Below are 26308 nucleotides of genomic sequence, written 5' to 3'. Positions count from 1 at the left end.
TTGAACGAATACCTTGGACGGACCGGAAGCGCTAGCGTCCCGGTTCCTTGGCAGTGGGGATTGCGGCTGGTGTCTCCCGTGGACCGGCAGGGTAGCCGCCGCGGCGGCTGGCCAGGATGATTGCGAGCGCCGCCGCCGTCGGGACGGCTGCGGCCAACGGCACCCACAGGGCGCCGACAGTAGTCAGGGCGAGGGCCCCATAACCGGCGCCGACGGCGATACCGAGTTGAATGGTCACCACGGTCAAGCCGTTCGCGGCGTCCTTGTGCTCTCCGCCAGCGCGGAGGATTGCTGCCTGGTTGTAGATTCCGATGGCCCCAAAAGCGGTTCCCCACACGGTCACCAGCACGAGTTCACCCACCCATGTGCCACCAAGTAACGGCAAGAGGCCAAAGGCCAGTACGAGCAGTGCGACCGCGGAAAGCAGGGAGCGCCGCGGGTGGGAATCAGCGGTGAGGCCGGCGATCCAGATCCCCACGAGGCTGGCGGCCCCCACGACGGACAGCGAAATGCTCGTGAAGGCATCCGGCAGTCCGGAGACGTGGAGGAACGGCGCGATGTAGGTGAACAGGGTGAAATGGCCCAAAAGCAAGAGCGGCCAAGCTGTGGCCACGGCGGTCACGCCGGGCAGCTTCACGGCTCCGCGGAGGGTCGGCGTCGTATGGCCGTCCTCGTCGGGGGCTGCGGGGAGCACCCAAACGGCGAACAAGGCGAGAACCGCACCGACTCCGGCCAGGATCAGGAAAGAGCCGCGCCAGGTGAGCACCGAGCCCATGAGTGTGCCGATCGGAGCGCCGACCGCCAGTGCGATGCTGTTACCGCTGAAGACCATGGCCATGGCTTTTCCGACAGAGTGCGCGGGGACGATCCTGGCAACGTAGGGGGCCATGCTTGACCACAGCATCCCGTGGGCCACGCCCCCGAGGAGCCTTGCGGCAACTGCCAATCCCAGGCTCGGGCTGGACGCCAGCAGTACGTTGCTGAGTGCGAACGCGAGCACGGTGCCGATCAACAACGCCTTGCGGGGAACTCGTCCGCCGAGCAGCCTGGACAAGGGAAGCGCTGTGAAGACGATGACCGCCGCATAGGCGGCAGTGAGGGAACCTACGGCCGATTCGTCTACCTCCAGGTCCCGGCTGATCTGGGGCAGCAGTCCGGACGGGAGGAGCTCGGTAGTGACGGCAGTGAAGCCTGCTGCGGCGAGGATCAGAAGACCTCCCCACGGGAACGCCGGGGCTGACCCAGCAGCGACCGTCGCCGGTGTCCTGGATATGACTACATCTCGCTTCAAAAGTTCTTCCTCGTCATTCACGTGCAGTTAGCTGCGGACGCAGAAGTCTTCATGTCTTCTGTCCACCTCCACCACGCTACGCACCTCGGGCGACTGGAGGCAGGGTCTACCAGACACCCCCAACGGATGTCCCACGGGCCCGACGGCGGTTATCCCGTACCCTTGAAGGGTGACCCTTTCTGCGATGAACGACTTTGCCGTATCCGCTTTGGTGGGTGCAGGACCGGTGCAGCCGCATATGTCCGCGCTCCTCCCCGACTGGTTGAACCCCCAGATCTTCCTGGCCGACCCCGCCTTGGCACCATGGGTAGTCCTGCTCGTGTGCGGCATTGTGTTCGCCGAGACGGGACTCCTGGTGGGCTTCTTCCTGCCGGGTGACTCGATGCTCTTCACCGCGGGGCTCCTCGTCGCCACGGATACCATCAAGTTCAATATCTGGGCACTCGCCGTCCTCATCGTCGTGTCAGCGATCATCGGCAACCAGAGCGGCTACCTCATCGGTTCCAAAGCCGGACCGGCCATCTTCAACAAACCTGATTCCAAGCTGTTCAAGCGGGAGAACGTCGAGAGTGCGCACGCCTTCTTCGAAAAGCACGGCGGTAAGGCCCTGATCCTGGCCCGCTTCGTTCCGATCATCCGCACTTTCGTCCCGGTGATTGTCGGCGTCGCGCAGATGGACAAGCGCAAGTTCTTCATTTTCAACGTCATCGGGGCGGTGCTCTGGGGCGGTGGCGTCACGCTGCTCGGCTACCTTCTCGGCGACAAGGTTCCGTGGGTCCGGGACAACCTCGACATCATATTCGTGGTCATCGTGCTGCTCTCGGTCGTCCCGGTGGCCATCGAGGTCATCCGCGGCTTGCTCGCGAAGCGCAAGGCCACTGACCGCGGCGCGGAACCCGCCGAAGAGTTCGTGGACGGAAGTGAAGCCGGAAAGCACGGCGAACGCTAAACGCACTGGCTTAAGGAAAGAGGCACGCCGCAGTTGCGGGGTGCCTCTTTCGTTAAAGCTTGCCCGGGAGTTCTAGCGCAGTGCGTCCACAATGGCCGGGAGCAGCGCCCTGAACGCCTTGCCGCGGTGGCTGATGGCGTTCTTCTCCTCGGAACTCAGCTCCGCGCAACTGCGGTCCAACCCCTGCGGCTGTAGCACGGGGTCGTACCCGAATCCACCGGCGCCGCGGGGTACACGCAAGAGAGTGCCTTCCAGCTGGCCGTACTCGACCACCTCGCGTGCCCCGCCGTCGACGGCGGCCGGTACGGCGAGTGCCGCCGCGCAGACAAACGCGGCTCCCCGGTGTGCGTCGGGGACGTCGGAGAGCTGCGCCAGCAAGAGCTGAAGGTTGGCGGCGTCGTCACCGTGCCGGCCGGACCAGCGGGCCGAGAAGATGCCCGGAGCTCCACCCAGGACGTCCACTGCCAGTCCCGAGTCATCGGCAATCGCCACCATTCCCGTGGCCTCGGCCACGGCCCGTGCTTTGAGCAGGGAGTTCTCGGCAAACGTCACGCCGGTCTCTGCAACATCGGGAGCGCCGGCCGCAGCCGCGTCAATCACTTGGGTATCGACGTCGAGTCCTGGCACTTGCCCCCTGAGCAGTTCCCTGAGTTCGCGCAGTTTTCCCTTGTTGTGGGTGGCGAGAACGAGCCGCGGCGTGGTGTCGATGCTCACGGGGCCTCGGCCAGGGTCTCGCGCTGGATTGCTGCCAACTCCCCCGTGCCGATGAGGGCAAGATCCAGCAAGGCATTCAGTTCATCGCGGTCGAAGGGGGCTCCCTCGGCGGTGCCCTGGACTTCCACGAACTTGCCGGAGCCCGTGACCACCACGTTCATGTCGGTTTCGGCGCGCACGTCCTCGACGTAGGGCAGGTCCAGCATCGGGATACCGTCGATGATTCCCACGGAAACGGCAGCAATCGTGTCTATCAGCGGCTGCGCATTCTTCGCGATCATCTTGTTCTCGCGGGCGAAGCGGATCGCTTCGGCGAGTGCCACGTAGGCGCCGGTGATGGCGGCGGTGCGGGTGCCGCCGTCGGCCTGCAGGACATCGCAGTCCAGCACGATCGTGTTCTCGCCTAGAGCCTTGGTGTCGATGATGGAACGCAATGAGCGGCCGATCAGGCGCGAAATTTCGTGGGTGCGTCCGCCGATCCTGCCTTTGACGGACTCACGGTCGGAACGGGTGTTCGTGGCCCGCGGCAGCATCGCGTACTCGGCCGTGACCCAGCCGCGGCCCTCGCCTTTGAGCCAGCGCGGGACGCCCTCGGTCAGGGAAGCCGTGCACAGCACCCGGGTGTTGCCGAATTCGATCAGGGCCGAACCTTCGGCCTGCTTGGACCAGCCGCGGGTGATGCTGATGGGACGGAGTTGATCGGGCGTACGGCCGTCGGCACGGATGACGGGGGCAGAGGTGGCTTCGGAAGTCATACTGCAAGCTTAGCGATCTCCCAGCCTCCGCTGGACTGCGCGGTCGGTCTGGGCAGCCGGACTCCGGGTTCAGACGGTGTAGTGGACTCCGGCTACGGCGACGGCGACATCGCCGGCGAACTCGGGCCGCGCCTCGGCCATGACTTTGGTCTGCGATGTCCAGACCGGGATGTGCGTCAGCAGGAGGCGTCGGGCTCCGGCGGCTGCCGCTGCCTGGCCCGCGCGCTTGCCGGTCAAGTGCACATCCTTGATGTCGTCGTCGCGCCCTTCTTCGAAGGCGGCCTCGCACAGGAAAAGATCGGCGTCGCGGGCGGCATCCTCAAGGCCCTGGCACGAGTCGGTATCTCCCGAGTACGTGAGGATCCTGCTCACCACCTTGCCGTCCTTGTCCGGCTCGGTGACCTCGACGCGCAAGGCGTAGGCCTCTTCCACCGGGTGGTTCACGGCATACGGTGTCACGGTGAACGGTCCAAGCTGCACGGATTGGCGTTCGCTCCAGTTGCTGAAGTCGAATTCCTCGTGCATTCCGGGGTCCAGCTCCAGCCCGTAGGCGGTGGCCATGCGGTCGGCCGTCGCGGCGGGACCCCAGACGGGGATCCTGTCCCGTCCCCAGCCGCCCGGCTTCCAGCGGACGGCCACGTGCAGTCCGCAAAGGTCCATGCAATGGTCCGGGTGCAGGTGGGTCAGGAAGATGGCGTCGATATCTTCGAGGTCCGTGTAGCGCTGGATGGCTCCAAGGGCACCGCTGCCGAGGTCCATGACGATCTTCCACTGGCGTTCACCGTCGTGCGCGGTCAGCAGATAGCACGACGCCGGAGAGCTCGGACCGGGGAAGGAACCCGTGCAGCCAACAATGGTCAGTTTCACTGGATGCGGCCCCCGCGGGCCGCGCCGAATTCGTTCACAGTGAACGCTGCAGGATCAACGAAATTGGACGTCCTCGCATGATGGCCGCCGGCGCGGGCGGCCTCCAACATTTCCGGGGTGATGCGGGCGAGGCTTCCGGTCGGGTATTGGGCGGCCACATGATCCACGTGGCGCACGGACAGGACCTCCGGGCCGAGGAAACGGCGCGCCAGGGTTTCGAACTGGACAACGTCGCCGGTGGCCATGAAGTCGTGCCGCGGCAAGCCGGGATCGGTCCGTTGGATCCCGTGGGTGGCCAAGGCGCGGTAAACGTCTTTGGCGGTTTCCTCGGCGCTCGACACAAGGGTGACGTCTTCCCCCATGACGAAGGAAATCACGCCCGTGAGCAAGGGATAGTGCGTGCAACCCAGCACCACGGTGTCAACACCGGCGTCCCTGAGCGGTTCCAGGTATTCGTGGGCCGCGGCCAGCAGCTCGGGACCGGTGGTGATGCCGGCTTCCACGAAGCTCACGAATTCCGGACAGGCCACCGAGGTGATGGTCAGGTCCGGGGCAGCGGCGAAGGTGTCCTCGTAAGCGCGGGAACCTACCGTGGCGGACGTCCCGATCACGCCGATCCGGCCGGACCTCGTCGCGGACACTGCCCGGCGGACTGCCGGTTGGATGACCTCGATGACGGGAATCCCGTAGCGGGCCGTGTAGCGTTCACGGGCATCGCGCAAGACCGCGGCCGAAGCTGAGTTGCAGGCGATGGTCAGGAGCTTGACGCCGGAGTCCACGAGCTCGTCCATGACGCCGAGGGCATTGGCCCGCACTTCGGCGATGGGCAGCGGCCCGTAAGGTCCGTTGGCAGTGTCTCCCACGTAGATGATCGACTCATGGGGCAACTGGTCGATGATGGACCGTGCGACGGTGAGTCCGCCGACTCCGGAATCGAAGACACCGATGGGGCGTGATCCCAGCAACGGGTTGGGTGCTGTGCTGTTCAGTGTTTCCGGCTTGCGCTGGGATTCCAACGCCGCTGCGGCGCTCTCCCCATCCGATACCGCGTCCGATGCTGAGTTCATGATTCTTAGAGAATAAGCCAAGGCATGTGCTGCAGCCACGACATGTGGCGGGGGCCTCGTGTCTGTTTTGTCACACGGCCGGCCACAAGCCCCACTCAGGGCTTCCGGTCCATCGACGCCATCATGGCCTGGACCAACGATTCCTGGAGCCAGGTGGTGAAGTTGTAGACGAGCGCCAGGTAGCTCTCTACGTCTTCGGCTTGGGACCAGTCCTGCATGGCGTGGACATGGTCGGCATCCGCCTCGTCGCGGATATCGAGGCGCTCGGCCAGCACCAAACGAACATCGTTGAGGGCCATGGACCAGAACTTCGCCTCCTCCGGGGTGAGGACGAGCTCGTTGCGGTCCAGGCCCATCGCGGCGGCCCGAAGGGCGCCGATTTTTCCTTCCCGCAGCGAGCGCTCGGTGAGCTGACGGAACTCGAGGGACGCGGCGTCGTCGTTCTTCATGACGTTCGGCAGGAGCCGCAAGAGGGCGCGATCGGACGGTTCCTTGACGTTCATGTCCAAGCCGATCAAGGCCGTCAGGGGATCTTCGTTGCTCGACAGCTCCGGTTCCAGCATTGAAATGACATCGTCCAGGAGTCCGCGCAGGAGTTCGCGCTCGGCGGGCTCAAGGTAGCCGGTAATGCCCTTGAGTCCGTACTTGAAAGCCTTAGCCACGTGCGCCACCCTTGCGTCCCCTGCCGTCGCCGCTGCTGCTTGCCTTTTCAACCGTTGCCCACAGACCGTAGCCGTGCATGGCAACCGCGTGCTGCTCCACTTGTTCCTTGCCTCCATGCGCCACGATGGAACGGCCCTTCTTGTGGACCTCGAGCATGAGTTTGTTGGATTTGGCCTCGGAATAGCCGAAATAGCTCTGGAACACGTAACTCACATAGCTCATGAGGTTGACGGGATCGTTCCACACCACCAGGTTCCAAGGGATGTCGGCAGCGCTGAGGACGTCGGTGGACGACTGCTCCGAGAGGTCCGTCCGTTCTTTCCCCTTTAAGCCTGCGTCTGTCACTGTGCAGGTGGCTGTATAGGTGCCGGGGGCTGTGCCGGGGCCGACGGTAGTGGTCATCTGTCCATTCTAATGGTGATGGATGGGCGGACTAATGGCGGTTGAGCGGAGCGAGACGTGGGAGGCGGTGGATGGGCCCACACCGGCGAGGGCCCCGCGTTGAGCGGAGCGAGACGTGGGAGGCGGTGGGGACTAGAGTGAATTTCGTGAGTAGATCCGTCGCCTGGGACCACCCCCGCACGTCGTTGTACACCGATCACTATGAGCTGACCATGCTGGAAGCTGCCCTGCATTCGGGTGCGGCACACCGGCGCTCCGTCTTCGAGGCCTTTGCCCGCCGCCTGCCCGACGGCCGCCGCTACGGCATCGTCGCCGGCACCGGCCGGCTGCTTGAGGGAATCAAGGACTTCCGCTTCGGAGACGCCGAGCTCGCGTTTCTCGATCAGCACAAAGTAGTTGACAGGCAGACACTGGACTTCCTCGCCGACTACAGGTTTTCCGGCGACATCTGGGGCTATCCGGAGGGCGAGGCGTACTTCCCCGGGTCCCCCATCCTGATCGTCGAATCCACGTTCGCGGAAGCGTGCATCCTGGAAACGTACATCTTGTCCGTGCTCAACCATGACACCGCGATTGCTTCGGCTGCCTCCCGGATGACCAGCGCGGCCGGCAACCGGCCATGCATCGAGATGGGTTCCCGGCGCACCCAGGAGGAATCCGCGACGGCGGCAGCCCGCGCCGCGGTCATCGCCGGTTTCGGCAGCACCTCCAACCTTGAGGCCGGCCGCCGCTACGGCATCAAGACCGTGGGCACGGCCGCCCACTCGTTCACGCTCCTGCACGACACCGAGCGCGAGGCCTTCGAAGCCCAGATCGCCGCCTTCGGACCGGGCACGACACTCCTGGTGGACACGTACGACGTCGAGACCGGGGTACGCACCGCGGTGGAACTCGCGGGTGACAAGCTCGGGGCAGTCCGCCTCGACTCCGGAGACCTCGTGGCCCAGGCCCAGTGGGTCCGTGAGCTGCTGGACAACCTCGGCAACACCAACACCCGGATCGTTGTCACTTCGGATCTCGATGAATATGCCATCGCCGCCCTGCAATCGGCCCCGGTGGACGTGTACGGCGTGGGCACCTCCCTGGTCACAGGATCCGGGGCTCCGACGGCGAGCATGGTCTACAAGCTCGTCAGCCGGACCAACGATGCCGGGGAATTCATTCCCGTGGCCAAGGTAGCCAAAAACAAGGCCAGCGTGGGAGGCCGCAAATATGCCCTGCGCAAACTCAACGAACTCGGCATCGCCACCCAGGAGATCGTGGGCATCGGACACCGGCCGGAAGACGACGGCAACGACCGCCCGCTGCTCCAGCAGTTCATCAAGAACGGCGAACTGCTCCCGGGATGGACGGGACACGAGGGCGTCGTCCGGGCACAGGAACGCCACGCTGCCAGCATGGCCGAACTCCCCCCGGTAGTCCGGAGGCTGCAGCGCGGCGAGCCGGCAATCCCCACCGTCTATGAGGAGGACTGAATGTCCCGTGCCCTGATTATCGTGGACGTCCAGAACGATTTCTGCGAGGGCGGGTCCCTCGCCGTGGAAGGTGGCGCCGCCACGGCTGCCGCCATCAGCGAATACCTTGACGAGAACCACCAGCACTTCGACCACGTCGTGGCCACGCAGGACTGGCACGTAGACCCGGGCAGCCATTTCTCGGAAACACCGGACCTTGTGGACAGTTGGCCCCCGCATTGCCGCGCAGGGAGCAAGGGCGCCGAACTCCACCCGGATCTCGACGCCGAGTACATCCAGGCTTACTTCCGCAAGGGACAATACACCGCGGCCTACTCAGGCTTCGAAGGAGTCCTCGCTCCCGAAGACGAAGTGCCCATGGGCGAACTAGCGCCCGGCGCCGACCCCTCCGTCGAGCTGGACGAGGACGCCCTCGGGCTCGATGACTGGCTGCAGAGCCACGGAGTGGAGGAAGTGGTGGTGGTAGGTATCGCCACGGACTACTGCGTCAGGGCCACGGCACTGGACGCCGTGCAGGCGGGTTACTCCGTGACAGTGATCGGTGAACTCACCGCCGGAATCGCGGAGGATCTTGACGAGACCTACGCGGAACTGGAAGAGAACGGCGTCGAACTGGGGCAGCGCTAAGGGGCAGGGCCCCGCCAAGCAGTTCTACTTCCGTCCGATGAACCAATCCTGGAGCTTGCGCAGCCGTGACTGCAATTGCTCCTCGTTCGCCTGCGCGACTGCCGGTCCGCCGCACACCTCGCGCAACTTGTTGTGGACGACGCCGTGCGGGGTACCGGTGCGGGCCGACCAGGCCGCGACGTTTTTTGCGAGCTCATTGCGCAGGTCCATCAGCATGCGGTGGTCCGGAACCGCGGGTGACGCGGCGGCTGCCAAGGGAGATTGGCGCTTCTTCCTCGACTGCTGATCATGCTGCCGCTGCCGGAGCAACGTTCCCACTTGTTCGGCGTCGAGCAGCCCGGGGATCCCGAGGAAATCAAGTTCGTCCTCGGAGCCGATATCGGCGCCCGTGCCGAATTCGCCGCCGTCGAAAAGCACCCTGTCAAAGGATGCCTGCGAATCGAGGGCCTCGAATTTGCCCTTCTCAAGGGAGTCCGAGGCCTTCTCTTCGCGGTTGGCCTCGGCCATCAGGTTCTCTTCGGGGTTGAAGAGGCCGTCCGGATCTTCCTTCTCGGGCCGGTCCAGTGCGTGGTCCCGCTCGGCTTCCATGGAGTTGGCCAAGGCCATGAGGGGCGGAACCGACGGCAGGAAAACCGACGCCGTTTCCCCGCGTTTGCGGGCACGGACGAAGCGGCCCACGGCCTGGGCGAAGAACAGGGGCGTGGAGGTGGACGTCGCGTAGACGCCGACCGAAAGCCGGGGGACGTCGACGCCTTCGGACACCATCCGGACAGCCACCATCCAGCGCTTGTCGCTGGCGGTGAACTCCTCGATCTTGTGCGAAGCCTTGGAATCATCGGACAGGATCACCGTGGGCGACTGACCTGTGATCTTCTTGAGCTGACCTGCATAGGCGCGGGCGTCGTCGTGATCCGTGGCAATGACGAGGCCGCCGGCGTCGGGCACTGTACGGCGCACCTCGCCGAGGCGCTTGTCGGCGGCAGCAAGAACCGCGGGGATCCATTCGCCGCCGGGGTTCAGCGCGGTCCGCCATGCCTGGGAGGTGATGTCCTTGGTGACGGCGGCCTCGCCGAGCGATGCCGCCATTTCGTCTCCCGCGCTGGTACGCCAACGCATCTGGCCCGAATACGCCATGAACAGCACGGGACGGACAACGTGGTCCCTCAAGGCGTTGCCGTAACCATAGGTGTAGTCCGCCTTCGAGCGGCGGATGCCGTCGCGGTCTTCGGCGTATTCCACGAAAGGGATGGGTGAGGTATCGGAACGGAAAGGCGTGCCTGTGAGCGCCAAGCGTCGCGCGGCAGGATCGAAGGCCTCGCGCAATCCGTCGCCCCAGGACAACGCTTCGCCACCGTGGTGGATTTCATCGAGGATGACCAGCGTGCGGGCGGCCTCGGTCTTGGCCCGGTGGAGCATGGGCTTGCTCGCCACCTGCGCATAGGTGACCGCGACGCCGACGAAACCCCTGCCGTGCTGGCCGTCGGAATTCTTGAAGTTCGGATCGATGGCAATGCCCACCTTGGCCGCGGCGTCCGCCCACTGCCGTTTCAGGTGGTCAGTGGGAGCGACGATCGTCACGCGGTTCACGGTTCCACTGTCGAGGAGTATTGAGGCAATCCGCAGGGCGAAGGTGGTCTTACCTGCTCCCGGCGTTGCCACGGCGAGAAAATCGCGCGGGCTCGCGTTGAGGTACAAGTCCAGCGCTTCCTGCTGCCAGGCGCGCAGCTTCGGGGCGGTTCCCCAGGCTGCGCGTTCCGGATATGCCGGAGGCAGCGCGGGGCCGCCGAAGAGTGTTTCAGTCACGCGGATTCCCCCTGACCAGCAACGATTCCAAGCAAGTCCGCTGCGGCCAGCGAAACCCAAATAACCACAAAAAACACCAATCTGTTCCGGACGCGCCGAATCACGCAGGGCAGCAAACAGGCAGGAGAAAGCACTCCCCCGCCTACTACCAGGAAATACCCGACTACTTGGGCTTACTCGCTACTTGGAGCCGCCCGGGCCGCCTTTGTCTCCGCCGTCGTTACCGGGGCGAAGTCCTTCATAGATTTCTTTGCACTCGGGGCAGACCGGGAACTTCTGCGGGTCCCGGCCAGGGGTCCACACTTTGCCGCACAGGGCAATCACGGGTTCGCCTGTCAGGGCGGACTCCATGATCTTTTCCTTGCGGACATAGTGCGAGAAACGCTCCCGGTCACCGGGTTCCACTTCCTGGCGCACTTCCTCGCGCTCAATGGTTGCAGTGGAAGTTCCGGCTCCGGAAAGCTCGCGCATGGGATCGTTTTCGAATGGGTCCGGAGGCAGCGTCGTCATGCCATCCATCTTAGCCGCTGATGCTTCGCGATCAGATGCACCGCGTCAGATGCTCTGCCATTTCGGCTTGTTGTCATAGGTGTGGCGATAGTAATCGGCGAGCTTGAGCGAGGAAGCCGCAGCCTCATCGATCAGGATGGTAGCGTGCTGGTGCATTTGCAACACCGATGCCGCGCAGATGGCCGCCACCGGCCCCTCGACAAAGTCCCTGACGGTCTGGGCTTTCTGCGCCCCCGTGGCAATCAGGACAACGTGCCGGGCGTCCATGATGGTTCCCAAACCCTGCGTGACCACGTGGTGGGGAACGTCGTCGATACTCTTGAAGAAGCGCGCGTTGTCCTTGCGGGTCTGCTCGATCAGCGTCTTGATCCGAGTCCGCGAAGCGAGCGAGGAACCCGGCTCATTGAATCCAATATGGCCGTCCGTGCCCACGCCAAGGATCTGCAGGTCAACGCCGCCGAGTGCCCGCATGGAGTCCTCGTACGCCTCGCAGGCTGCGGGAAGGTCGGCCGCGGTACCGTCAGGGCTGTGGACGTTGGCGGGGTCGATATTGACCCGGTCCGTGAACTCACGGCGGATGACTTCACGGTACGACTCCGGATGCCCGGGTTCGAGCCCGACGTATTCATCAAGGGCGAAGGCGTGTGCCTGGCTGAAGTCGAGTCCCTTTTCCTGGTGGCGGCGCGCCAGTTCGTCATAGACAGGGAGCGGAGAGGACCCTGTGGCCAGGCCCAGGACGGCGTTCGGCTTTCGGCGGAGCAGTGCCTCGATGGCATCCGCGGCAAGTGCCCCGATCTGTTTGCTTCCCGGAAGGATGACAACTTCCATCGTCCACGACCTTTCTAGCTGTGTTTCCCGGATGAACTGGTTCAAACTCGAGGTTATCCCATGTCCCATAACTTGTCATTGTTGATCATGGAATCAACGGTTGACGCTCAATTGTGCGAAGAGCTCGGGCCCGCGCCGGTCAAGCCAGCGTCCGCCGATCCGGACTCCCGACACCAACAATGCCACCCCAAGAACCGTACCAATTGCCAGATTGATCCATCCCCACAGCGGATCGCCCGTGACCGATTGGACAATCACGAGGACAAGTTCCGGAAGGACCAGGAGGAACAGCACCGCCATTCCTCCGAACTGGACCGCCAGTGTCTGGGCAACGTTTCCCGGCGGCTTCTTGAACGGACTGTCACCTGGCAACGGCACAGTGGACGTGTACCGCGCCGACACAACGGAGGCCAAGCCGAGGCCCGTGAACAGCACGCCCAGGGAAAGCCCAAGGAGACCGGGCAACCAGCCCCATTCGCCGGTCAGGAAAAAGGGCCCCACGGCGAAGATCAACACCACCGGGAGGGCGAAGGCCATGCAAGCCAAGGCCCGGCCGAGCCGGTCATGAATGCCGCGGACCCCGGTGGCCAGATGCAAGGCAAATGCGGTGTTGTCGTAGGAGACATCCGCGGCAATGGACCATGCGAGGACAAAGGCAGACATGGGCCCCAGAATCACCAGCATGGAGTAGCTTCCGGACTGCCCGGACTGGAACAGGAAAATCACGGGCAACAACGGGACCACCATCAGCGAAGCTGCGTAGCGCGGATCGCGGATCCAGTAGCTGAGGGAGCGTGCGGCAACCGCACCGGTGGGAGTTGCCGGCAGCAGTCCGAACAAGCCAAGTTTCCCGCCGCGTTTCCTTGATCCACCGGAATATGGCGGAGTGACCAGCGCCCGCTTGAGCAAGGCATTCCAGACGGCAAACAACACGAGGAGAGTGGCGAGGGCGATCAATGCCTTCAGGCCGGCGGCGGCAAAATCTCCGGACGCCAGATCCCCGCCAAGCGACCAGGAAGCTCCGAGTGGAGTCCAGGAGACCGTCCGGGCAAGTTCCGGGAGGTAGCCCGTAGAACCGGACACTCCCCTGAAGACGCCGGCCACGATCGGCCCCATCAGCACGAGTGGCACAAAGACCACAATGCTGCTCACATCTTTGAAACGGCGGGAGGCCGCGAGGCTGGCAGTCGCCGTCGTGATGACTTTCGACAAGACCACGCAGCTCAGCACGCCTAGCACGGCACCCAGCAGGGCGCCGAGCACCGCCGGCACGCTGCGCCACCATGTCGCCGCGGTGAATAACGCCACAATCGTCGTGGACAAGCCCGGCAATCCGATGAATCCGGCGAGGGCAAGCCCGGTCAGCAGCTGGCGCATCGGGATCGCCGACGTCGTGAAGCGGGAAGGGTCAAGCGTCATGTCAGCGGCCGAGGCCATCAGGGGCACGATTGCCCAGGCCAGGATCGCGGCGGCGCCACCGAGGACGACGGCGGTGTGGGCCGTCTCGGCGTCGGCCCACCGCAGGGCGACGAGCGTCACCACGAGGGTCGCGACGACTCCCAGCGCATAGAGCCCGCCGATCGCGATGCCCACAAGCTGGCCCGGGCTGCGCCGGAAGCCGTTCCGCAGGAGCCGCCACTTCAGGCTCAGAAGGTGCGCAACCATTCCAGGCCCCCCGTCTGGTTTCCGCCGCCCACGAGCTGCACAAACCGGTCCTCGAGCGTGGCACCGTCACGGACCTCGTCGACGGTTCCGGCGGCGAGGACCCTGCCGGCAGCCACGACGGCTACGTGGTCGCACATGCGCTGCACAAGGTCCATGACGTGGCTCGAGACGATGACCGTCCCTCCCGAGGCCACATAATTGTCAAGAATTCCCCTGATGTTGGCTGCCGAGACGGGATCCACGGACTCAAAGGGCTCGTCCAGCACCAGCAGCCTGGGCGCATGGATGAGCGCCGACGCGAGGGCAATCTTCTTTGTCATGCCGGCGGAGTAGTCAACCACGAGGGTGCCGGCGTCGCCGCTGAGATCCAGCGCGGCCATCAGCTCTCCCACTCTTTGGGCAACAACGTCCCTGTCCATGCCACGGAGCAAGCCGGCGTAGGTGACCAGCTGTTCACCCGTCAAGCGGTCGAAGAGACGGACGCCGTCGGGCAGTATCCCCATCAGTTTCTTGGCTTCGAGCGGCTTCGTCCACACATCCACGCCGTGGATGTAGGCCGTCCCGAAATCCGGCCGCAAGAGCCCGGTGGCCATGGACAACGTGGTCGTCTTGCCCGCCCCGTTGGGACCAACGACGCCGTAGAAGGAGCCGGCGGGGACATCCAGGCTGATGCCGTCGACGGCGATTTTGCCGCCGAAGCGCTTTGCCAGTCCGCGCAGGGCCAAGGCAGGCACCGGGGAGATGGGAGGTGAACCGGGAAGCTGGACAGTCATGCAGCCAGCCTAGCCCCGGGGACGGTTCCAGGAGTCGTCCCGGAGGGGGAACTACGGGGCCCCTTTTCCGGAGCAGCCTCATCCCAAAGGACTAGCTCTCAGAAGCTGTGCCGTGGAACTGCGCGCTGATACTGCGGCGCCCAATCCAACGGGAAGCCGAGTTCAAAAGCCGCGCGAAGCCACCAGTGCGGATCGCGGAGGGCTGCCCGTGCCATGAATACGCCATCGGCTTGGCCCGTGGCCACCGTGTGTTCGGCCTGTCCTGAGGATGTCAGGAAGCCGACTGCACCGGTGGGAACCCCTGCTTCGCGCCGGATCTGTTCCGAGAATCCCGTCTGGTATCCAGGACCCGCCTTGATCCGCTGGTGGGCCACAGCGCCTCCGCTGGAGACGTCCACCAAGTCCACGCCGTGCTCGGCCGCTGCCCGTGCAAGGCGCACGGAGGCGTCAATGTCTACGCCCCCCTCGGCCCAATCACTGGCGGATATCCGCAGCAGCAACGGCATCGAATCGGGGATGACCGCACGGACGGCGTCGATGACCGCAAGCATCAAGCGGTTTCGTGCCGCCTCGCTGCCTCCCCAGGAATCGTCGCGCTTGTTGATCAAGGGGCTTTGGAATTCGTGCAGGAGGTAGCCATGCGCGCCGTGGATCTCCACCGTGTCGAACCCGGCGTCCACGGCCCGTGAGGCTGCCGCCGCGAAATCCGAAATCACGGCGTGGATGTCCTCATCGCTCATTGCAAGCGGACTCGCAAGGCCGGCAAACGCCTCGTTACCCGGACCCCGGGCCACCCACCCGCCGTCGGACTCCGCGACGGATCCGCTCTCTTCGGCGAACGGCCAGTAGGTGGAAGCCTTGCGGCCGGCGTGCGCCAGTTGGACGCCGATCTTGCCGCCCACGGCACTGTTGCGGTGGACGAAGTCCACAATCCGCTCCCAGGCGGCCGCCTGCTCGTCCGTGTACAGTCCGGCGTCGCGCGGACTGATCCGCCCCTCGGGGCTGACGGCCGCTGCTTCGGTGAGGATGAGGGCCGCGCCGCCCGTGGCAAACGCGCCAAGATGCACCAGGTGCCAATCGTTGGGCACGCCGCCCCCGCCGTCGGGCGAGCAGCTGTACTGACACATAGGGGAAACCCAGCCACGATGCGGCACCGTCAAGGAGCGCAATTGAAGCGGGCTGAACAACGCCGGTTGCGTCATTAGAAGAGGACCCGCGCCAGACCTTGCCGGGCCTTGGCGACACGTTGGTCCGAAATGCCGACGACGTCGAACAGTTCCAGCAGGCGCACACGCGCCGCCTCACGCTCGGGACCGAAGTTGCGGCCAATGAACGCGATGATGCGGTTGAACGCGTCCTCGATGTGACCACCCGAGATGTCAAGGTCGGCCACCGTGAGCTGCACTTCGATGTTGTCCGGCTCCTCCGCCGCCCGCTGACGCATGGCTTCGGCTTCCGTTGCCGTCAGGAGCTCGAGCCTGCCCATCAGTTCCACCTGGGCGAGTCCGGCCTTGGCCTCGGCATCAGCCGGTTTCTCAGCGAGCGCCTGGCGGTAGGCGGTAGCCGCAGCGGCGTAATCTCCGGCTTCAATGGCATCGAAGGCTGCCTGGTGCAGCGGAGGCAAAGGACGAGCCTCCGCACCCGCGGCGCCCGCGCCGATGCTGCCTGTCACTCCGTTGGCTTCGGCCACCTTGAGGAGTTCGTCGATGAGGGCACGGATTTCCTGGTCCGACGCGGGCCCCTCGAAGAGCGGCACGGGCTGGCCCTTCAAGACCGCGACGGCGGTGGGGATGGCCTGGACCTGGAATGCCTGCGCAAGCTGCGGGAACGCGTCAACATCCGCCGCAGCCAGCACGACTTTGCCGGCGTAACCTTCGACGACAGCTTCGAGGCTGTGGAGGAGGGTCGAAGCCTCCAGGGAGCGGTTGGACCACAAAAGGAAAAGGACGGGAATCTGCGCGGACAGCTGGACGAGATCCTGGAAATTGGCCTCGGTGGCATCTACGCGAAGGGGCTGACTGCCTCCGGGGCTTCCGCCGGACGCAGCCGGGGCAACATTCGGTGCCGCCGGCGCAGGGCGCCGCAATGCAGAGAGGTCGACGGCGCCGCGCAGGTTGAGCTGGCTGGCAGCGGCTGGAGAGACGGGACGGGATCCTGGCGAACTCATACCGTCCACTCTAGCCGCTGCGCCAACAGCATTTGCCTACTGGAAGCTGGCCCCCACCAGACCGCGGACCGCGGCAACGAGCTTCATGGGAGCAGTCGAGCCTGCCGGTGGAATGTAAATGGCTACCGACTCCGAGAAGGTCTGCACGAGGCCGACTTTCGTGGAATCCCCGCCCGCGAGCACTGCCGCGGCTTTGTCCACGGTCAGGGTGTCGCCATCCGACTTGGGCTTGCTGGTGAAATCGAAGTTCAGCTTTCCCACGACCACGGCGCCGCCGTCGGACGTCCGGAACACAGCCGTATCCGTCGGAGAGGGCGTGTGCGTGAAGGTGAAATTGCCGTTGGTGCCGGACTTGACGGTGCTCGCCTGGTAGTCAAGGACATCCGCAATGTAGGGCGAATTGGTGCCTTCCACGAGCTTGTCCTTGAACGCCGAATCGGCCTTCGTCAAGCGATCGCCCAGGGCTGCCATCGCCTCGGTCCCGCTGTACTGCAGCCCGGGCTTGTCTTCGGCCGCCAACTGCGCGGTTCCGCCCAAGGGAATCGCCGGGAAGGACGTTCCCGGCTGAAGCGGGGAAGTGCTCTTCAGCTTGTAGTTCTCCCGCGGCCAGGCCTGCACGAGGGTCAGGACCTGGGGAACCACGTTGCCATCGCCCTGGGTCAGGGCGATCACTGTGCGTGGCCAGGTTCGCTGGGTGGAGATGACGCTGCCCAGCAGTTTGCTGGACCGGACGGGCATCCGCGCCTCGTGCGTGGCGACCTGGGACCGGATCTTATAGTTCTGTGTGCGTACCTGCAGCTCCGTGCCGTCAACCCTGGGAGCGAGTTTGGAGGCATCACGAGCTGCATCCCCGGCAGCCACGGCGCCGGCGACCTGGTCCAGGATGCGCTTGAGCTGCGCGTCCACCACGACGGGGACGTTCTGCGCACCGGCGGTCCCTGCGGGGCTCGCCGTCGCGGATCCGGACGGTGTCGCGGATCCGGAGGGAGAAGGAGTCTCGGCCGCTTGGGCGCTTGCCGCGGTGCCGCCGACGAGGGCGGTCACAACAGCTGCAGCTACAAGCGAAATACGAAGTGCGGGACCCCCGTTTGTGCCTTTGTTGGTCTCCTCGGCAGGTGCGTCCTCGCCGATGATTTCCTTGCCGGTTTCCTTGGCGGTGTCTTCGCCGGCGGTCTCCGGAACAGTTTCTGCGTTCCCACCGCCCCGCGGACCGTTCGGGCGGGAGCCCCGGCCCCTGGTGAACTTGCTGACGAACGGCAACGCCGCACCCGCGACGATGAGGATCGCGCCAATGACAATAAGCGGGGCCGCCCACGGCATAGTGGCCTCGTTGGCGAACGTTATGGAGACCGACGACGGCGCCGGCTTGGTTCCGTCGCTAGCAAGGAGGAGGGACCAGTTGCCACTCGCGGGAGGGGTAAAGGTGTAGTCCAGCTGTCCGTTGGCGTTCTCCGTTTGCACCCACAGGTCCGATCCGGCAGGCGACGGAGAGCTTGCTTCGCCGTCGGTGCCGGCAACCTCGAGGGACTTGCCGTCCTCGGAGACACCGGTGATGCTGTTGTGCGCGGTCTTGCCTACCCACGCATCGACGTCATCCGGACGTCCGACAGCCAACACGAACTTGCCGTCGCCCTTGATGCTGATTTGTCTGGGACCGCCCTTGTGGGTCAACACATCTTGGGTTATCACGGTCAGCGGAGCGGCTTTGGAGTCACCGGGGGCGGACGCGGTTACGGTCTCGGCCGGGGCCCAAAAGGTCAGCTGGCCAATGCCGGCCAACAGTGTCAGCAGGCCAAGCAGCACCAGCGAAACTGCAGTCTTCAATCGCACAGGAATACCAATCATCAGCGGTCGTTGAACTTCAAGGGTAACGGTTTTGTTACCGAGGAGTCAGTTCGGGGCCCTCCCGAAGGGCTTCCCGCCGCATGGCTCACCCTCTAGAATCCGCCAATTCCGGCCTGCTGATAGTGTGGCGAACAACATGACATCGGACGCTCCTGGAGCCTGACCGCGGAACGAAAAGGCAGCTGAAGCACGTGAAAGAGCGCAAGGATCCCACTCCCGCCGAACAAGAACCGGGGACCAGCCCCGATCGCTTGGCTGATGGGTCTGCCCGGGACGGCAAAGATCATGGTGAGGGACTGATGGCGTCCTTCGTGCGCCGCCTCCGCCAGCCCATTCCCGGAGCCCAACCGCGGGTCCGTTTCGAAATGCCTCCCGAACTTGAGCACGATGCAACAACCGAGCCCGCCCAGGATGAATCCGACGGTGCGCGCTTCGGTTCCCCCGGCCCCAGGATGTCCGCGCAACATCCCCTGTACGTCGGCTTCATGGGCACGGCGGGCGTCGGCGTCGCCCTCATGCTGTATTACATCGGCACCAGTACCGTCCAACTGTTGTTGTGGATCGTTACGGCCCTGTTCATTGCCTTGGGACTTGACCCCGTGGTCCGTGGGCTTGAGGAGCGCAAGGTGCCGCGCCCTGCCGGCGTCGTCATCGCCGTCGGCGTCCTCGTTGCTGGAGTAGCGGCGTTTTTCGCCACCCTGATCCCCACCATCGTGGAACAGGTCTCGCAGATCGTGCGGCAGGCTCCGGACTGGATCCGGGGCTTCGTGGATTCGGATTTCTTCCGGTCCCTCGACAGCCAATTCGGCGTCCGCGACAAGATCAGCCAGGAACTCGACAAGTTCGTCAAGAACCCCGACGCCATGGGTGGTATCTTCGGCGGCGTCGTCGGTTTCGGATCCACGGTGGCCAACGGGGTCTTCGGAACGCTGATCGTCCTGGTCCTCAGCCTCTACTTCCTCGGTGCCCTGCCTGCCATGAAGAGATGGGGATACCGGCTCGCACCACGGTCACGCAGGCCCCGGGTGGAGGCGCTGTCCGAGGAGATCACACGCTCGGTGGGCAACTATGTGATCGGCCAGGTTTGTGTCGCCTTGCTCAACGCGTTGTTCGCGTTCATCGTCATGAGCATCCTGGGCATTCCGTTCAGCGTCCTGCTGGCTTTCGTGGTTGCCCTGCTTGCGTTCATCCCCTTGGTGGGAGGCTTGATTGCCGCTGTGGTGGTCATCCTGGTAGCCCTGACCGCCGGCTGGCAGACCGCCGTGATCTACGCCATCTGCTACTTCGCTTATCTGCAGTTCGAGGCCTACTTCATCTCGCCGCGCATCATGCAGAAGGCCGTTGCCGTTCCGGGTGCTGTTGCCGTGATCTCGGTGATCGCGGGCGGTAGCCTACTGGGCGTGCTCGGCGCCTTGATCGCCATCCCGACGGCGGCAGCCATCATGCTGCTGATAAAGGAAGTCTTCATCGTCCGGCAGGACCGCCACTGAGCGGTGACTGTCAGGCGGTGACTGTTAAGCCGTAACGATCATGCCGTGGCCACTGGGCCTGTCCATTGGCGCGGCAGGCCGTGCGGTCCCGCACCGGCTTCCGTCACGTCGTCCACGATCTCGTCCAAGACCCGGGCCGCGTACTTCTCACCGACCCACAGGTGCTTCGCGCCGTCGATCCCCAAGACCCTGGCCTGGGGCACCAGGCTGAATCGCTCGGCGGCCTCGGCGGGCTGAAGATAGTCGTCGTGTTCCGGAACCAGGACCGTCAGCGGCTTCCCCGAAGCAGCCCATTCCTTCAAGTGCACATCCGTGGCACGGTGGAGCGGCGGGGACAAGAGGACGGCACCCTCCACTTGGGAAGCCACGGGCTCCACGGCACCGTACATCAAGGCCAGCTCGGTGCCGAAAGACCAGCCCACCAGCCAGCGATGAGGAAGCCCGCGTTCCACCGCGAAGCGAACAGCGGCCTCGACGTCGTACCGCTCACCGATTCCTTCGTCGAACTGCCCCTGGCTGGTACCCCGGGGCGAATGCGTTCCCCGTGTGTTGAAGCGCAGGACCGCGACGTCGGCGAGTGCCGGAAGCCGATAGGACGCCTTCCGATAGACGTGCGAATCCATGAACCCGCCGTGCGTAGGCAGGGGGTGCAGCGTAATAAGGGTCGCCGAGATCTCGCCCGACTCCGGCAGTGCCAGCTCACCCACAAGCAACTTGCCGTCTTCGGTGCGGAACTCCACGTTTTCGCGGTGCGCCGGCAAGACCGTGGATGCCCTGATGTCCGTGGCAGACTCCGGCTGGCTGAAAACGAGGGAAGCGGGATCGAAACTCATGCTTCCAAGCTTAAGTGCTCAGCGGTACCTGTACGTTCGGCCCGTCCAGCAGTTGTTGTGCCAGTGGCGCCGTTCCGCCAACCCTGCGGCATCGCCGAAGAGGTGCGTCTCGGACCACACCACCAAATGGGCGATTCCGGGCACGATGGCCATCGAACAACCGGGACATATATAGGTCTTCTCGGCATTCCGTGCCGTCATGGTCCGGACCATCCAGTCGCCGTCGGGGGCACTTTCCCTGCGCGCAATGCCCGAACGGGCACGTTCCAGGTCCAGTTCCGGCGACTCGCCTGTCCGTTTCCAGCTTGCCTTGGCTGATTCGGTGCGTCGGGGGCGGTTGGAGCGGGGCATGACTCCATTCTGCCCCAGTCGCTAGTTGCGCGCGGCAGGGGTGGCGGCAGAGGAAGTAAAGTGGAGCGGGTGCGACTCGTCATAGCCCGTTGTTCCGTAGATTACGTTGGCCGCCTCAAGGCCCACCTCCCGCTTGCCACCCGGCTTTTGCTCGTCAAATCCGATGGTTCGGTGCTGGTCCACTCCGACGGCGGCTCCTACAAGCCGCTCAACTGGATGAGCCCGCCCGCTACCTTGCGGGTGACCACACCGGAGGAAACCGAGGTCGAAGAAGGCGTGGTGGAGCAGTGGACCGTGCAGTCGGCCAAGACCGATGACCGGCTCATCATCAACATCTACGAGCACCTCCATGACACGTCCCACGACCTCGGAACGGACCCCGGGCTCATCAAGGACGGCGTCGAAGCCGATCTGCAGCGACTGCTCGCCGAGCAGATCGAAACCCTTGGAGCAGGCTATTCGCTCATCCGGCGCGAGTACTTCACTGCCATCGGTCCGGTGGACATCCTCGCCCGCGACGGCCACGGCAGGACAGTCGCCGTCGAACTCAAACGGCGCGGCGACATCGACGGCGTCGAGCAGCTCACGCGCTACCTTGAACTACTCAACCGCGATCCGCTGCTGGCCCCGGTGCGGGGCATTTTCGCCGCCCAGCAGATCAAGCCGCAGGCGAAGGTCCTTGCCAACGACCGCGGAATCGACTGCATCACCCTGGACTATGACGCGATGCGCGGCGTAGACGACAGCGAGTCGCGCCTGTTCTAGCTGTCCTGGCCGTCATCCCGGATAAACCGGGTCAGGCGCGGGCCCCGGCAACTAGAATCAAAACATGACTGTCCCAGACCGGCCTGTAACTTCTTCTGCGCCTGTGCGCCACTTGATTACCGGAACCATCGTCAGCGACGGTGTGGTGATCGAAGATGGCCTGGTGGCGGTGGAGGACGACCGCATCGCCTTCGCCGGGCCGGCCGCCGAATTCCACGAAGCAGCCTTCGAAGGGTTCGAGGAAACTCCCCGGACCGATTTCCCTGCTGAGCGGTACATTGTTCCCGGATTCGTGGATGTGCACTGCCATGGCGGCAACGGAGGCGACTTCCCCGGAGCCGATGAATCCTCGGCACGCAAGGCCATCGATTTCCTGCACCGCTCCGGAACTACCACCCTCCTCGCCAGCATGGTCACCGCACCCCGGGAGGACCTGCTCCGCGGCATCGAGCTGTTCGTACGTTTGGCCGATGAAGGACTCGTCGCGGGAATCCACCTGGAGGGGCCTTTCCTCTCCCATGCCCGCTGCGGCGCGCAGAACCCTGCCTATCTGCTGGAGCCGGACCTGGATCTCATGACCGAGCTGGTTGAAGCCGCTGCCGGCAAGCTCGCCACCATGACCTACGCCCCCGAGCTTCCCGGCGCTGCGGCACTCGTGGACTTGATGACGTTCCACGGAGTGACGCCGTCTCTCGGCCACACGGATTGCGACGACGCGACGGCGGCCGCCTCCCTCACTGCGGCACGGGAGGGCTTGGAATCCGCTGGTTTCGACGGCGTCAGCTCCTTGCCGACTGTCACGCACTTGTTCAATGGCATGCCTCCTATGCACCACCGCTCCCCCGGCCCCGTGGCGGCCTCCCTTCGCACGGCCCAGGAGGGCAAGGCCGTGGTGGAACTGATAGCGGACGGCACCCACCTTGACCCGAGCACCGTCGCAACCGTTTTTCAGCTGGTAGGCGCCGCAAACGTCGTCCTTGTGACCGATTCAATGGCGGCGGCGGGACTCTCCGACGGAAACTACATGCTGGGCCCCTCGCCAGTGACCGTGACGGACGGCGTCGCTACTTTGGATGCGACGGGATCGATCGCCGGTGGCACTGCCACCATGCTCGACGTCGTCAGGCGGACCGTTGCGGCCGGCGTCGGGCTCGCCGACGCGGTTGCCTCGGCCACGGCGGTTCCCGCCGCGGTCCTGGGGCTCTCCGATGAACTCGGCGGCCTCCGCCGGGGCCTGCGGGCCGATCTCGTCGTCGTCGACAAAGAGCTTCAACTCGCGGGTGTATTGCGCAATGGGGATTGGCTGGCGTAGGGGGATTGGCTGGCGTAGCGGGGATTGGCTGACTTTGGCCGAATTTGCAGGCTCCCAATGGCGCATGCAGTGGCGGGCGCGCTTTCTTCCGTTACCTTCTTTTTACTTAAAATTTGTCGGAATTCCCCAGCAGACCGTTGACCTCCAGTTTCCGCCATGAAAGTGTTGTAGCAGTCTTTGTGTAGGTGTGATTCATGCTCGCAAGACGTGTTGCGAGCGTGAAGCTCCTGCGAAGCCAACCAAGCCTTGCTTGGACGGAAAACCAGGTCTTCTCGCGGAGTAACCAAGGCCGGCACGCGGTGTGCCGGACTTAATAGTTCCACAATGAGGAGAAACAAAAATGGCACTGGGCACCGTCAAGTGGTTCAACGCTGAAAAGGGCTTCGGCTTCATTACCCCGGACGACGCTGAAGGCGACGTCTTTGTCCACTACTCCGAGATCCAGACCGGCGGATTCCGCACCCTCGACGAGAACCAGCGTGTTCAGTTCGAGATCGGTCAGGGCGCAAAGGGCCCGCAGGCCACCGGCGTAACCGCCGTCTAGTTTGACTGCTTGAATTCTGCCTGGCAGATTCAGGGAAGGGGTTCCGCACAGGTTGCGGGACCCCTTTTCCGTTTCAGGCGACGAGGGTGCGGAGAAGCCTGGCGGTTTGCCGGACGGACAGCCCCGGCAAGTATGCCCGGCTTAGCGCGGCGCCGATCGCGGGAATCTCCAGGCTGTCTTGGTAGTACATATACAAAGTCCTGTACTCCGGCTGGAACTTCGATTTGAAGCGGGCCAAAGAGCGGAATCCGTAAACAGGCTCCAAGGTCCTGCCAACGAGGTCGAGAATGCCCTCCAAACCGGCTTCCCCGCCGGAGAATTCCTCGGTCTCCCCGGCCAAAGGCGAGCCCGAGAGGGAAATGACCTCCACTCCCTGTCGCAACTCGTAGACCGCCGAGGCAATCATGAATTCCATGATGCCGGGGAAGGCGTCGCTGCGCCGGCGCATGAAGTCCAATGTCCAACTGATCACTTGGCCGTCACGGAACACCGGAAGCCAGCTGGTGACACCGTAGACAAACCCTTTGCCGTCGACAGCTATGCAGCAAAGCACTTCATCGTCCATCAGCTCGTCGAGGGAACCCAAGGTAAAGCCCATTTCAGGAACCTTTTTCCTGGCGGCCCACTCTTCCGACACTTCGCCGAGTTGGGAGCGTATGTGTTGCGGAAACTCCGAATAGCGCCCCCACCGGGCTTCAATCCCGGCCTTCAGTGCACGGTTCCTGGCTGTGCGGACGTTTTGCCACGCTTTGCCCGTGAACTCAAGGTCGCGGATGGATAGCCGGGTTTCCTGGGCAACCGCAATTCGGCGAAATCCCGTGGATTGCAGCATCGGCCACAATTCCTCAGTGCAGGAATAGAGGCAGGGCACCAATGCATGGTGTGCGCAATAGTCCAGGAATCCCTCGGTTGCGGCAGTGGCTTGTGCGGGATCACCGAACGGACCGGCAAGGGTCAGTGCGACGTTTCCGTGCTGCTGGTAGGCAACACCGGCGTCCATTCCGGGAGTGAACCAGAACTTGTTCGGCTCCCATAACGCCATCCACGACAGGGACTCCCCGCCGCGCTTGACCAAATCCCTGGCAGCCAAGCGAGCCGGATCGTCACCGCCGGGGCCGTGCTGCCGTTTGAGAAGGAGCGTCCACACTGCGCCCATGGCCACAAGCCAGAAGATAATCCCCGACCACGCGAACAATATCGACTCGGCAGCGCTTCGCTCTGCGAACACGCGGCCGAAAGCCGTGGGTATGGGCAAGGGAAGATACTGTCGGGCGAGTTCCGCAATGAGCCCCAGGATGCCGCCGTCGTGCGCCAAACCGCCCGAGCCGAGCCAGGCCCCGGTGTAGCCACTCGCCAAAATGAGCCACGTGCCACCAACCAGCCAGGCCATCTTCCGGCGGAGCGACGCCCTCGATCCCACTACAAAGTTGCCCCTGAACAGGAAAAGCAGAACCGCCAGGACCAGAGGAACCAGGGCGAGGGTCAGGATGTGGAACACCGCGGAGCCCATGACGACGGTACGGCCCCGTCCTGGAAAATGCGGAATGCTGGCAAACAGCACCAGGTAGGCAAAGGACAGCGCCACCACGCCAAGTTGCACGCCGATGGCGATTTTCAGCGCCAAGCGCCTTCCTTGGCGCATGCCCACCGCGCAGATCAGGAGAAGCAACGCGGGTACCACCGCGAGGGCGACGCCGGCGGGCCCGGGATAACCCTGGCGTCCAAGTTGAAGGCAGTTGATGTCCACGGTTCCGCCGCAGTTCGCCTGCAATTGGTTGAGCGTGGGAACAGGGTTCAGGACCATTTCGCGGAGCAACGCCAGCGGCCCCGCGGGGCTCCTCACCGCACCCGCCACTAAGGGCCCGACGCCGAAAATCGCCACCATGAGGGACAGCAGGTTTCGCGTTTCACGCCTGGTCGCCCGATGGCTCGGTTGAATGCCGTGGTCGAGCTGGAGCCACAGACCGGCCCCCAGACCGAGCACTGCACCTGTCAGGGCCATGACAGCCGAGGGGTCGCCAACGTACAGGACCAAGAGAAGCGCCACGGACACGACAGTCGCCCTCAGGCGCCGACGCCACAGGGTCGGTAGAAGGCCGCTGGCCGCCATCGAGACGAAGAGCGTCGCCGGAAGGGGCCCGGAGGTCCTGGCATCCATCATCCGTCCCAGCCAGCCGTCGTCGGCATAGGCTGCCAACTGGACCACCAGCAAAAAGGCGGTGACCGTGGCAAACTGCCCGCCAAAGAAGCCCGCCGCTGTCCGGAACCACCCCAGCTTGCGCTCTGAAGAACCCAACAACACAACCAACAACAATGAGCTCATGACGTAGTCGAGAGGGTTGGCGGCAAAAAACATCGAGGTCCAAATGGACCACCAGTCCCCCGACTTCAATCCTCCGCCGCTCACGCTCGAAATATGCCGCAACACGTCAGGGCCGTACCCGAGATCGGAGTCGAAGATAGCCGGAGCGAGAAGGTAAAGCGCGAGCACAATCACCGTGAAGGGGATCGCGCCAATATGGGCAGCCACGTTGCCCAGGATGGCCCGGGCAAGGGTTGCCACCATCTTCCGGGCGGGCCTGGCATCTTCGGGGTCAGCCTGGTCCTTGGAC

At 64.3% G+C, this 26308-nt stretch carries 25 protein-coding genes; 7 read left to right on the top strand and 18 right to left on the bottom strand.

Annotation, left to right across the window (positions count from 1 at the left end; all coding sequences use genetic code 11):
• Positions 1–31: 31 nt before the first annotated feature.
• Positions 32–1273, bottom strand: a complete 1242-nt coding sequence (locus AB4074_RS01235; RefSeq protein WP_441411842.1) for an MFS transporter — start codon at positions 1271–1273, stop codon at positions 32–34.
• A gap of 202 nt (positions 1274–1475) precedes the next feature.
• Here AB4074_RS01235 and AB4074_RS01230 point away from each other — a divergent pair, with 202 nt between their 5' ends.
• Positions 1476–2240 (top strand): VTT domain-containing protein, encoded by a 765-nt coding sequence (locus AB4074_RS01230; RefSeq protein WP_441411841.1) that lies wholly within the window; start codon positions 1476–1478, stop codon positions 2238–2240.
• A gap of 72 nt (positions 2241–2312) precedes the next feature.
• Here AB4074_RS01230 and rdgB read toward each other — a convergent pair whose 3' ends face one another.
• The 6 genes from rdgB to clpS form a co-directional block, all read right to left on the bottom strand.
• A complete protein-coding gene (gene rdgB / locus AB4074_RS01225) occupies positions 2313–2954 on the bottom strand; it encodes an RdgB/HAM1 family non-canonical purine NTP pyrophosphatase (protein WP_441411746.1) in 642 nt (213 codons plus the stop codon).
• Positions 2951–3709 (bottom strand): ribonuclease PH, encoded by a 759-nt coding sequence (rph, locus tag AB4074_RS01220; protein WP_345449882.1) that lies wholly within the window; start codon positions 3707–3709, stop codon positions 2951–2953. Before rph ends, rdgB begins: the two co-directional genes overlap by 4 nt.
• 69 nt (positions 3710–3778) lie before the next feature.
• Positions 3779–4576, bottom strand: a complete 798-nt coding sequence (locus AB4074_RS01215) for an MBL fold metallo-hydrolase (protein ID WP_441411745.1) — start codon at positions 4574–4576, stop codon at positions 3779–3781.
• Positions 4573–5643, bottom strand: a complete 1071-nt coding sequence (gene murI, locus AB4074_RS01210) for a glutamate racemase (protein ID WP_441411744.1) — start codon at positions 5641–5643, stop codon at positions 4573–4575. Before murI ends, AB4074_RS01215 begins: the two co-directional genes overlap by 4 nt.
• 95 nt (positions 5644–5738) lie before the next feature.
• On the bottom strand, positions 5739–6305 hold the full coding sequence (locus AB4074_RS01205; protein WP_441411743.1) for a DUF2017 domain-containing protein: 567 nt from the start codon (positions 6303–6305) through the stop codon (positions 5739–5741).
• The gene (gene clpS, locus AB4074_RS01200; RefSeq protein WP_345449878.1) at positions 6298–6708 is read right to left on the bottom strand and encodes an ATP-dependent Clp protease adapter ClpS; all 411 of its coding nucleotides are present in this window, start codon (positions 6706–6708) and stop codon (positions 6298–6300) included. Before clpS ends, AB4074_RS01205 begins: the two co-directional genes overlap by 8 nt.
• Positions 6709–6854: 146 nt before the next feature.
• Between clpS and AB4074_RS01195 the strand changes: the two genes are divergently transcribed.
• Positions 6855–8183 carry a nicotinate phosphoribosyltransferase gene (locus AB4074_RS01195; protein ID WP_441411742.1) on the top strand — a complete coding sequence of 443 codons (1329 nt, stop codon included), beginning with the start codon at positions 6855–6857 and terminating at the stop codon, positions 8181–8183.
• Positions 8184–8810 (top strand): isochorismatase family protein, encoded by a 627-nt coding sequence (locus AB4074_RS01190; protein ID WP_345452866.1) that lies wholly within the window; start codon positions 8184–8186, stop codon positions 8808–8810. It begins immediately after the preceding gene.
• 24 nt (positions 8811–8834) lie between these two features.
• On the opposite strand, the gene AB4074_RS01185 is transcribed toward AB4074_RS01190, so the two are convergent.
• The 8 genes from AB4074_RS01185 to AB4074_RS01150 form a co-directional block, all read right to left on the bottom strand.
• Positions 8835–10613, bottom strand: a complete 1779-nt coding sequence (locus AB4074_RS01185) for a DEAD/DEAH box helicase (RefSeq protein WP_345452864.1) — start codon at positions 10611–10613, stop codon at positions 8835–8837.
• A gap of 180 nt (positions 10614–10793) precedes the next feature.
• Positions 10794–11132 (bottom strand): DUF3039 domain-containing protein, encoded by a 339-nt coding sequence (locus AB4074_RS01180; protein WP_236811694.1) that lies wholly within the window; start codon positions 11130–11132, stop codon positions 10794–10796.
• Between the two features lie 36 nt (positions 11133–11168).
• Positions 11169–11951, bottom strand: a complete 783-nt coding sequence (gene nagB / locus AB4074_RS01175) for a glucosamine-6-phosphate deaminase (protein WP_437770746.1) — start codon at positions 11949–11951, stop codon at positions 11169–11171.
• 93 nt (positions 11952–12044) lie between these two features.
• Complete coding sequence (locus AB4074_RS01170) at positions 12045–13616, bottom strand: transporter (RefSeq protein ID WP_441411741.1); 1572 nt, start codon at positions 13614–13616, stop codon at positions 12045–12047.
• On the bottom strand, positions 13598–14389 hold the full coding sequence (locus AB4074_RS01165) for an ABC transporter ATP-binding protein (RefSeq protein WP_441411740.1): 792 nt from the start codon (positions 14387–14389) through the stop codon (positions 13598–13600). The genes AB4074_RS01170 and AB4074_RS01165 overlap by 19 nt, the downstream gene beginning before the upstream one ends.
• 98 nt (positions 14390–14487) lie before the next feature.
• Complete coding sequence (locus AB4074_RS01160) at positions 14488–15591, bottom strand: NADH:flavin oxidoreductase/NADH oxidase (protein WP_441411739.1); 1104 nt, start codon at positions 15589–15591, stop codon at positions 14488–14490.
• Entirely contained in the window at positions 15591–16556 is a 966-nt protein-coding gene (locus AB4074_RS01155; RefSeq protein WP_441411738.1) for a co-chaperone YbbN, read from the bottom strand. Before AB4074_RS01155 ends, AB4074_RS01160 begins: the two co-directional genes overlap by 1 nt.
• Before the next feature lie 36 nt (positions 16557–16592).
• The gene (locus tag AB4074_RS01150; protein ID WP_441411737.1) at positions 16593–18401 is read right to left on the bottom strand and encodes a hypothetical protein; all 1809 of its coding nucleotides are present in this window, start codon (positions 18399–18401) and stop codon (positions 16593–16595) included.
• A 299-nt stretch (positions 18402–18700) separates the two neighbouring features.
• On the opposite strand from AB4074_RS01150, the gene AB4074_RS01145 reads away from it, so the two are divergent.
• Positions 18701–19891 carry an AI-2E family transporter gene (locus AB4074_RS01145; RefSeq protein ID WP_437774058.1) on the top strand — a complete coding sequence of 397 codons (1191 nt, stop codon included), beginning with the start codon at positions 18701–18703 and terminating at the stop codon, positions 19889–19891.
• Positions 19892–19929: 38 nt separating this feature from the next.
• Here AB4074_RS01145 and AB4074_RS01140 read toward each other — a convergent pair whose 3' ends face one another.
• Together AB4074_RS01140 and AB4074_RS01135 are read right to left on the bottom strand one after the other, a co-directional pair.
• A complete protein-coding gene (locus AB4074_RS01140) occupies positions 19930–20724 on the bottom strand; it encodes an alpha/beta hydrolase (protein ID WP_441411736.1) in 795 nt (264 codons plus the stop codon).
• Positions 20725–20742: 18 nt separating this feature from the next.
• Positions 20743–21075, bottom strand: a complete 333-nt coding sequence (locus AB4074_RS01135; protein WP_236811708.1) for an ATP/GTP-binding protein — start codon at positions 21073–21075, stop codon at positions 20743–20745.
• Positions 21076–21144: 69 nt separating this feature from the next.
• On the opposite strand from AB4074_RS01135, the gene nucS reads away from it, so the two are divergent.
• From nucS to AB4074_RS01120, 3 genes are all read left to right on the top strand, one after another.
• A complete protein-coding gene (nucS, locus tag AB4074_RS01130) occupies positions 21145–21840 on the top strand; it encodes an endonuclease NucS (protein WP_439181197.1) in 696 nt (231 codons plus the stop codon).
• 64 nt (positions 21841–21904) lie between these two features.
• Positions 21905–23152, top strand: coding sequence for an N-acetylglucosamine-6-phosphate deacetylase (gene nagA / locus AB4074_RS01125; protein ID WP_345452846.1), 1248 nt, complete (start codon positions 21905–21907; stop codon positions 23150–23152).
• A 340-nt stretch (positions 23153–23492) separates the two neighbouring features.
• Positions 23493–23696 (top strand): cold-shock protein, encoded by a 204-nt coding sequence (locus AB4074_RS01120; RefSeq protein WP_028264741.1) that lies wholly within the window; start codon positions 23493–23495, stop codon positions 23694–23696.
• A gap of 73 nt (positions 23697–23769) precedes the next feature.
• Here AB4074_RS01120 and AB4074_RS01115 read toward each other — a convergent pair whose 3' ends face one another.
• Positions 23770–26262, bottom strand: a complete 2493-nt coding sequence (locus AB4074_RS01115; RefSeq protein WP_441411840.1) for a bifunctional lysylphosphatidylglycerol flippase/synthetase MprF — start codon at positions 26260–26262, stop codon at positions 23770–23772.
• Between the last annotated feature and the right edge of the window lie 46 nt (positions 26263–26308).

The sequence above is a fragment of the Arthrobacter sp. 2MCAF14 genome, from assembly GCF_052115645.1.
Lineage (GTDB): Bacteria > Actinomycetota > Actinomycetes > Actinomycetales > Micrococcaceae > Arthrobacter.
The sequence above is the reverse complement of the archived record's forward strand: the minus strand, read 5'-3'. Positions and strand labels throughout refer to the sequence as shown.

Bases quoted from the DNA above. Each gene is read 5' to 3' on its own strand.
- murI (WP_441411744.1), bottom strand. From the start codon at position 5,643: ATGAACTCAGCATCGGACGCGGTATCGGATGGGGAGAGCGCCGCAGCG.
- AB4074_RS01140 (WP_441411736.1), bottom strand. From the start codon at position 20,724: ATGAGTTTCGATCCCGCTTCCCTCGTTTTCAGCCAGCCGGAGTCTGCC.
- AB4074_RS01190 (WP_345452866.1), top strand. From the start codon at position 8,184: ATGTCCCGTGCCCTGATTATCGTGGACGTCCAGAACGATTTCTGCGAG.
- AB4074_RS01160 (WP_441411739.1), bottom strand. From the start codon at position 15,591: ATGACGCAACCGGCGTTGTTCAGCCCGCTTCAATTGCGCTCCTTGACG.
- AB4074_RS01230 (WP_441411841.1), top strand. From the start codon at position 1,476: ATGAACGACTTTGCCGTATCCGCTTTGGTGGGTGCAGGACCGGTGCAG.
- clpS (WP_345449878.1), bottom strand. From the start codon at position 6,708: ATGACCACTACCGTCGGCCCCGGCACAGCCCCCGGCACCTATACAGCC.
- AB4074_RS01150 (WP_441411737.1), bottom strand. From the start codon at position 18,401: ATGATTGGTATTCCTGTGCGATTGAAGACTGCAGTTTCGCTGGTGCTG.
- AB4074_RS01115 (WP_441411840.1), bottom strand. From the start codon at position 26,262: ATGGTGGCAACCCTTGCCCGGGCCATCCTGGGCAACGTGGCTGCCCAT.
- AB4074_RS01135 (WP_236811708.1), bottom strand. From the start codon at position 21,075: ATGCCCCGCTCCAACCGCCCCCGACGCACCGAATCAGCCAAGGCAAGC.
- nagB (WP_437770746.1), bottom strand. From the start codon at position 11,951: ATGGAAGTTGTCATCCTTCCGGGAAGCAAACAGATCGGGGCACTTGCC.
- AB4074_RS01170 (WP_441411741.1), bottom strand. From the start codon at position 13,616: ATGGTTGCGCACCTTCTGAGCCTGAAGTGGCGGCTCCTGCGGAACGGC.
- AB4074_RS01155 (WP_441411738.1), bottom strand. From the start codon at position 16,556: ATGAGTTCGCCAGGATCCCGTCCCGTCTCTCCAGCCGCTGCCAGCCAG.
- nagA (WP_345452846.1), top strand. From the start codon at position 21,905: ATGACTGTCCCAGACCGGCCTGTAACTTCTTCTGCGCCTGTGCGCCAC.
- AB4074_RS01165 (WP_441411740.1), bottom strand. From the start codon at position 14,389: ATGACTGTCCAGCTTCCCGGTTCACCTCCCATCTCCCCGGTGCCTGCC.
- AB4074_RS01120 (WP_028264741.1), top strand. From the start codon at position 23,493: ATGGCACTGGGCACCGTCAAGTGGTTCAACGCTGAAAAGGGCTTCGGC.
- AB4074_RS01180 (WP_236811694.1), bottom strand. From the start codon at position 11,132: ATGGATGGCATGACGACGCTGCCTCCGGACCCATTCGAAAACGATCCC.
- rph (WP_345449882.1), bottom strand. From the start codon at position 3,709: ATGACTTCCGAAGCCACCTCTGCCCCCGTCATCCGTGCCGACGGCCGT.
- AB4074_RS01145 (WP_437774058.1), top strand. From the start codon at position 18,701: ATGGCGTCCTTCGTGCGCCGCCTCCGCCAGCCCATTCCCGGAGCCCAA.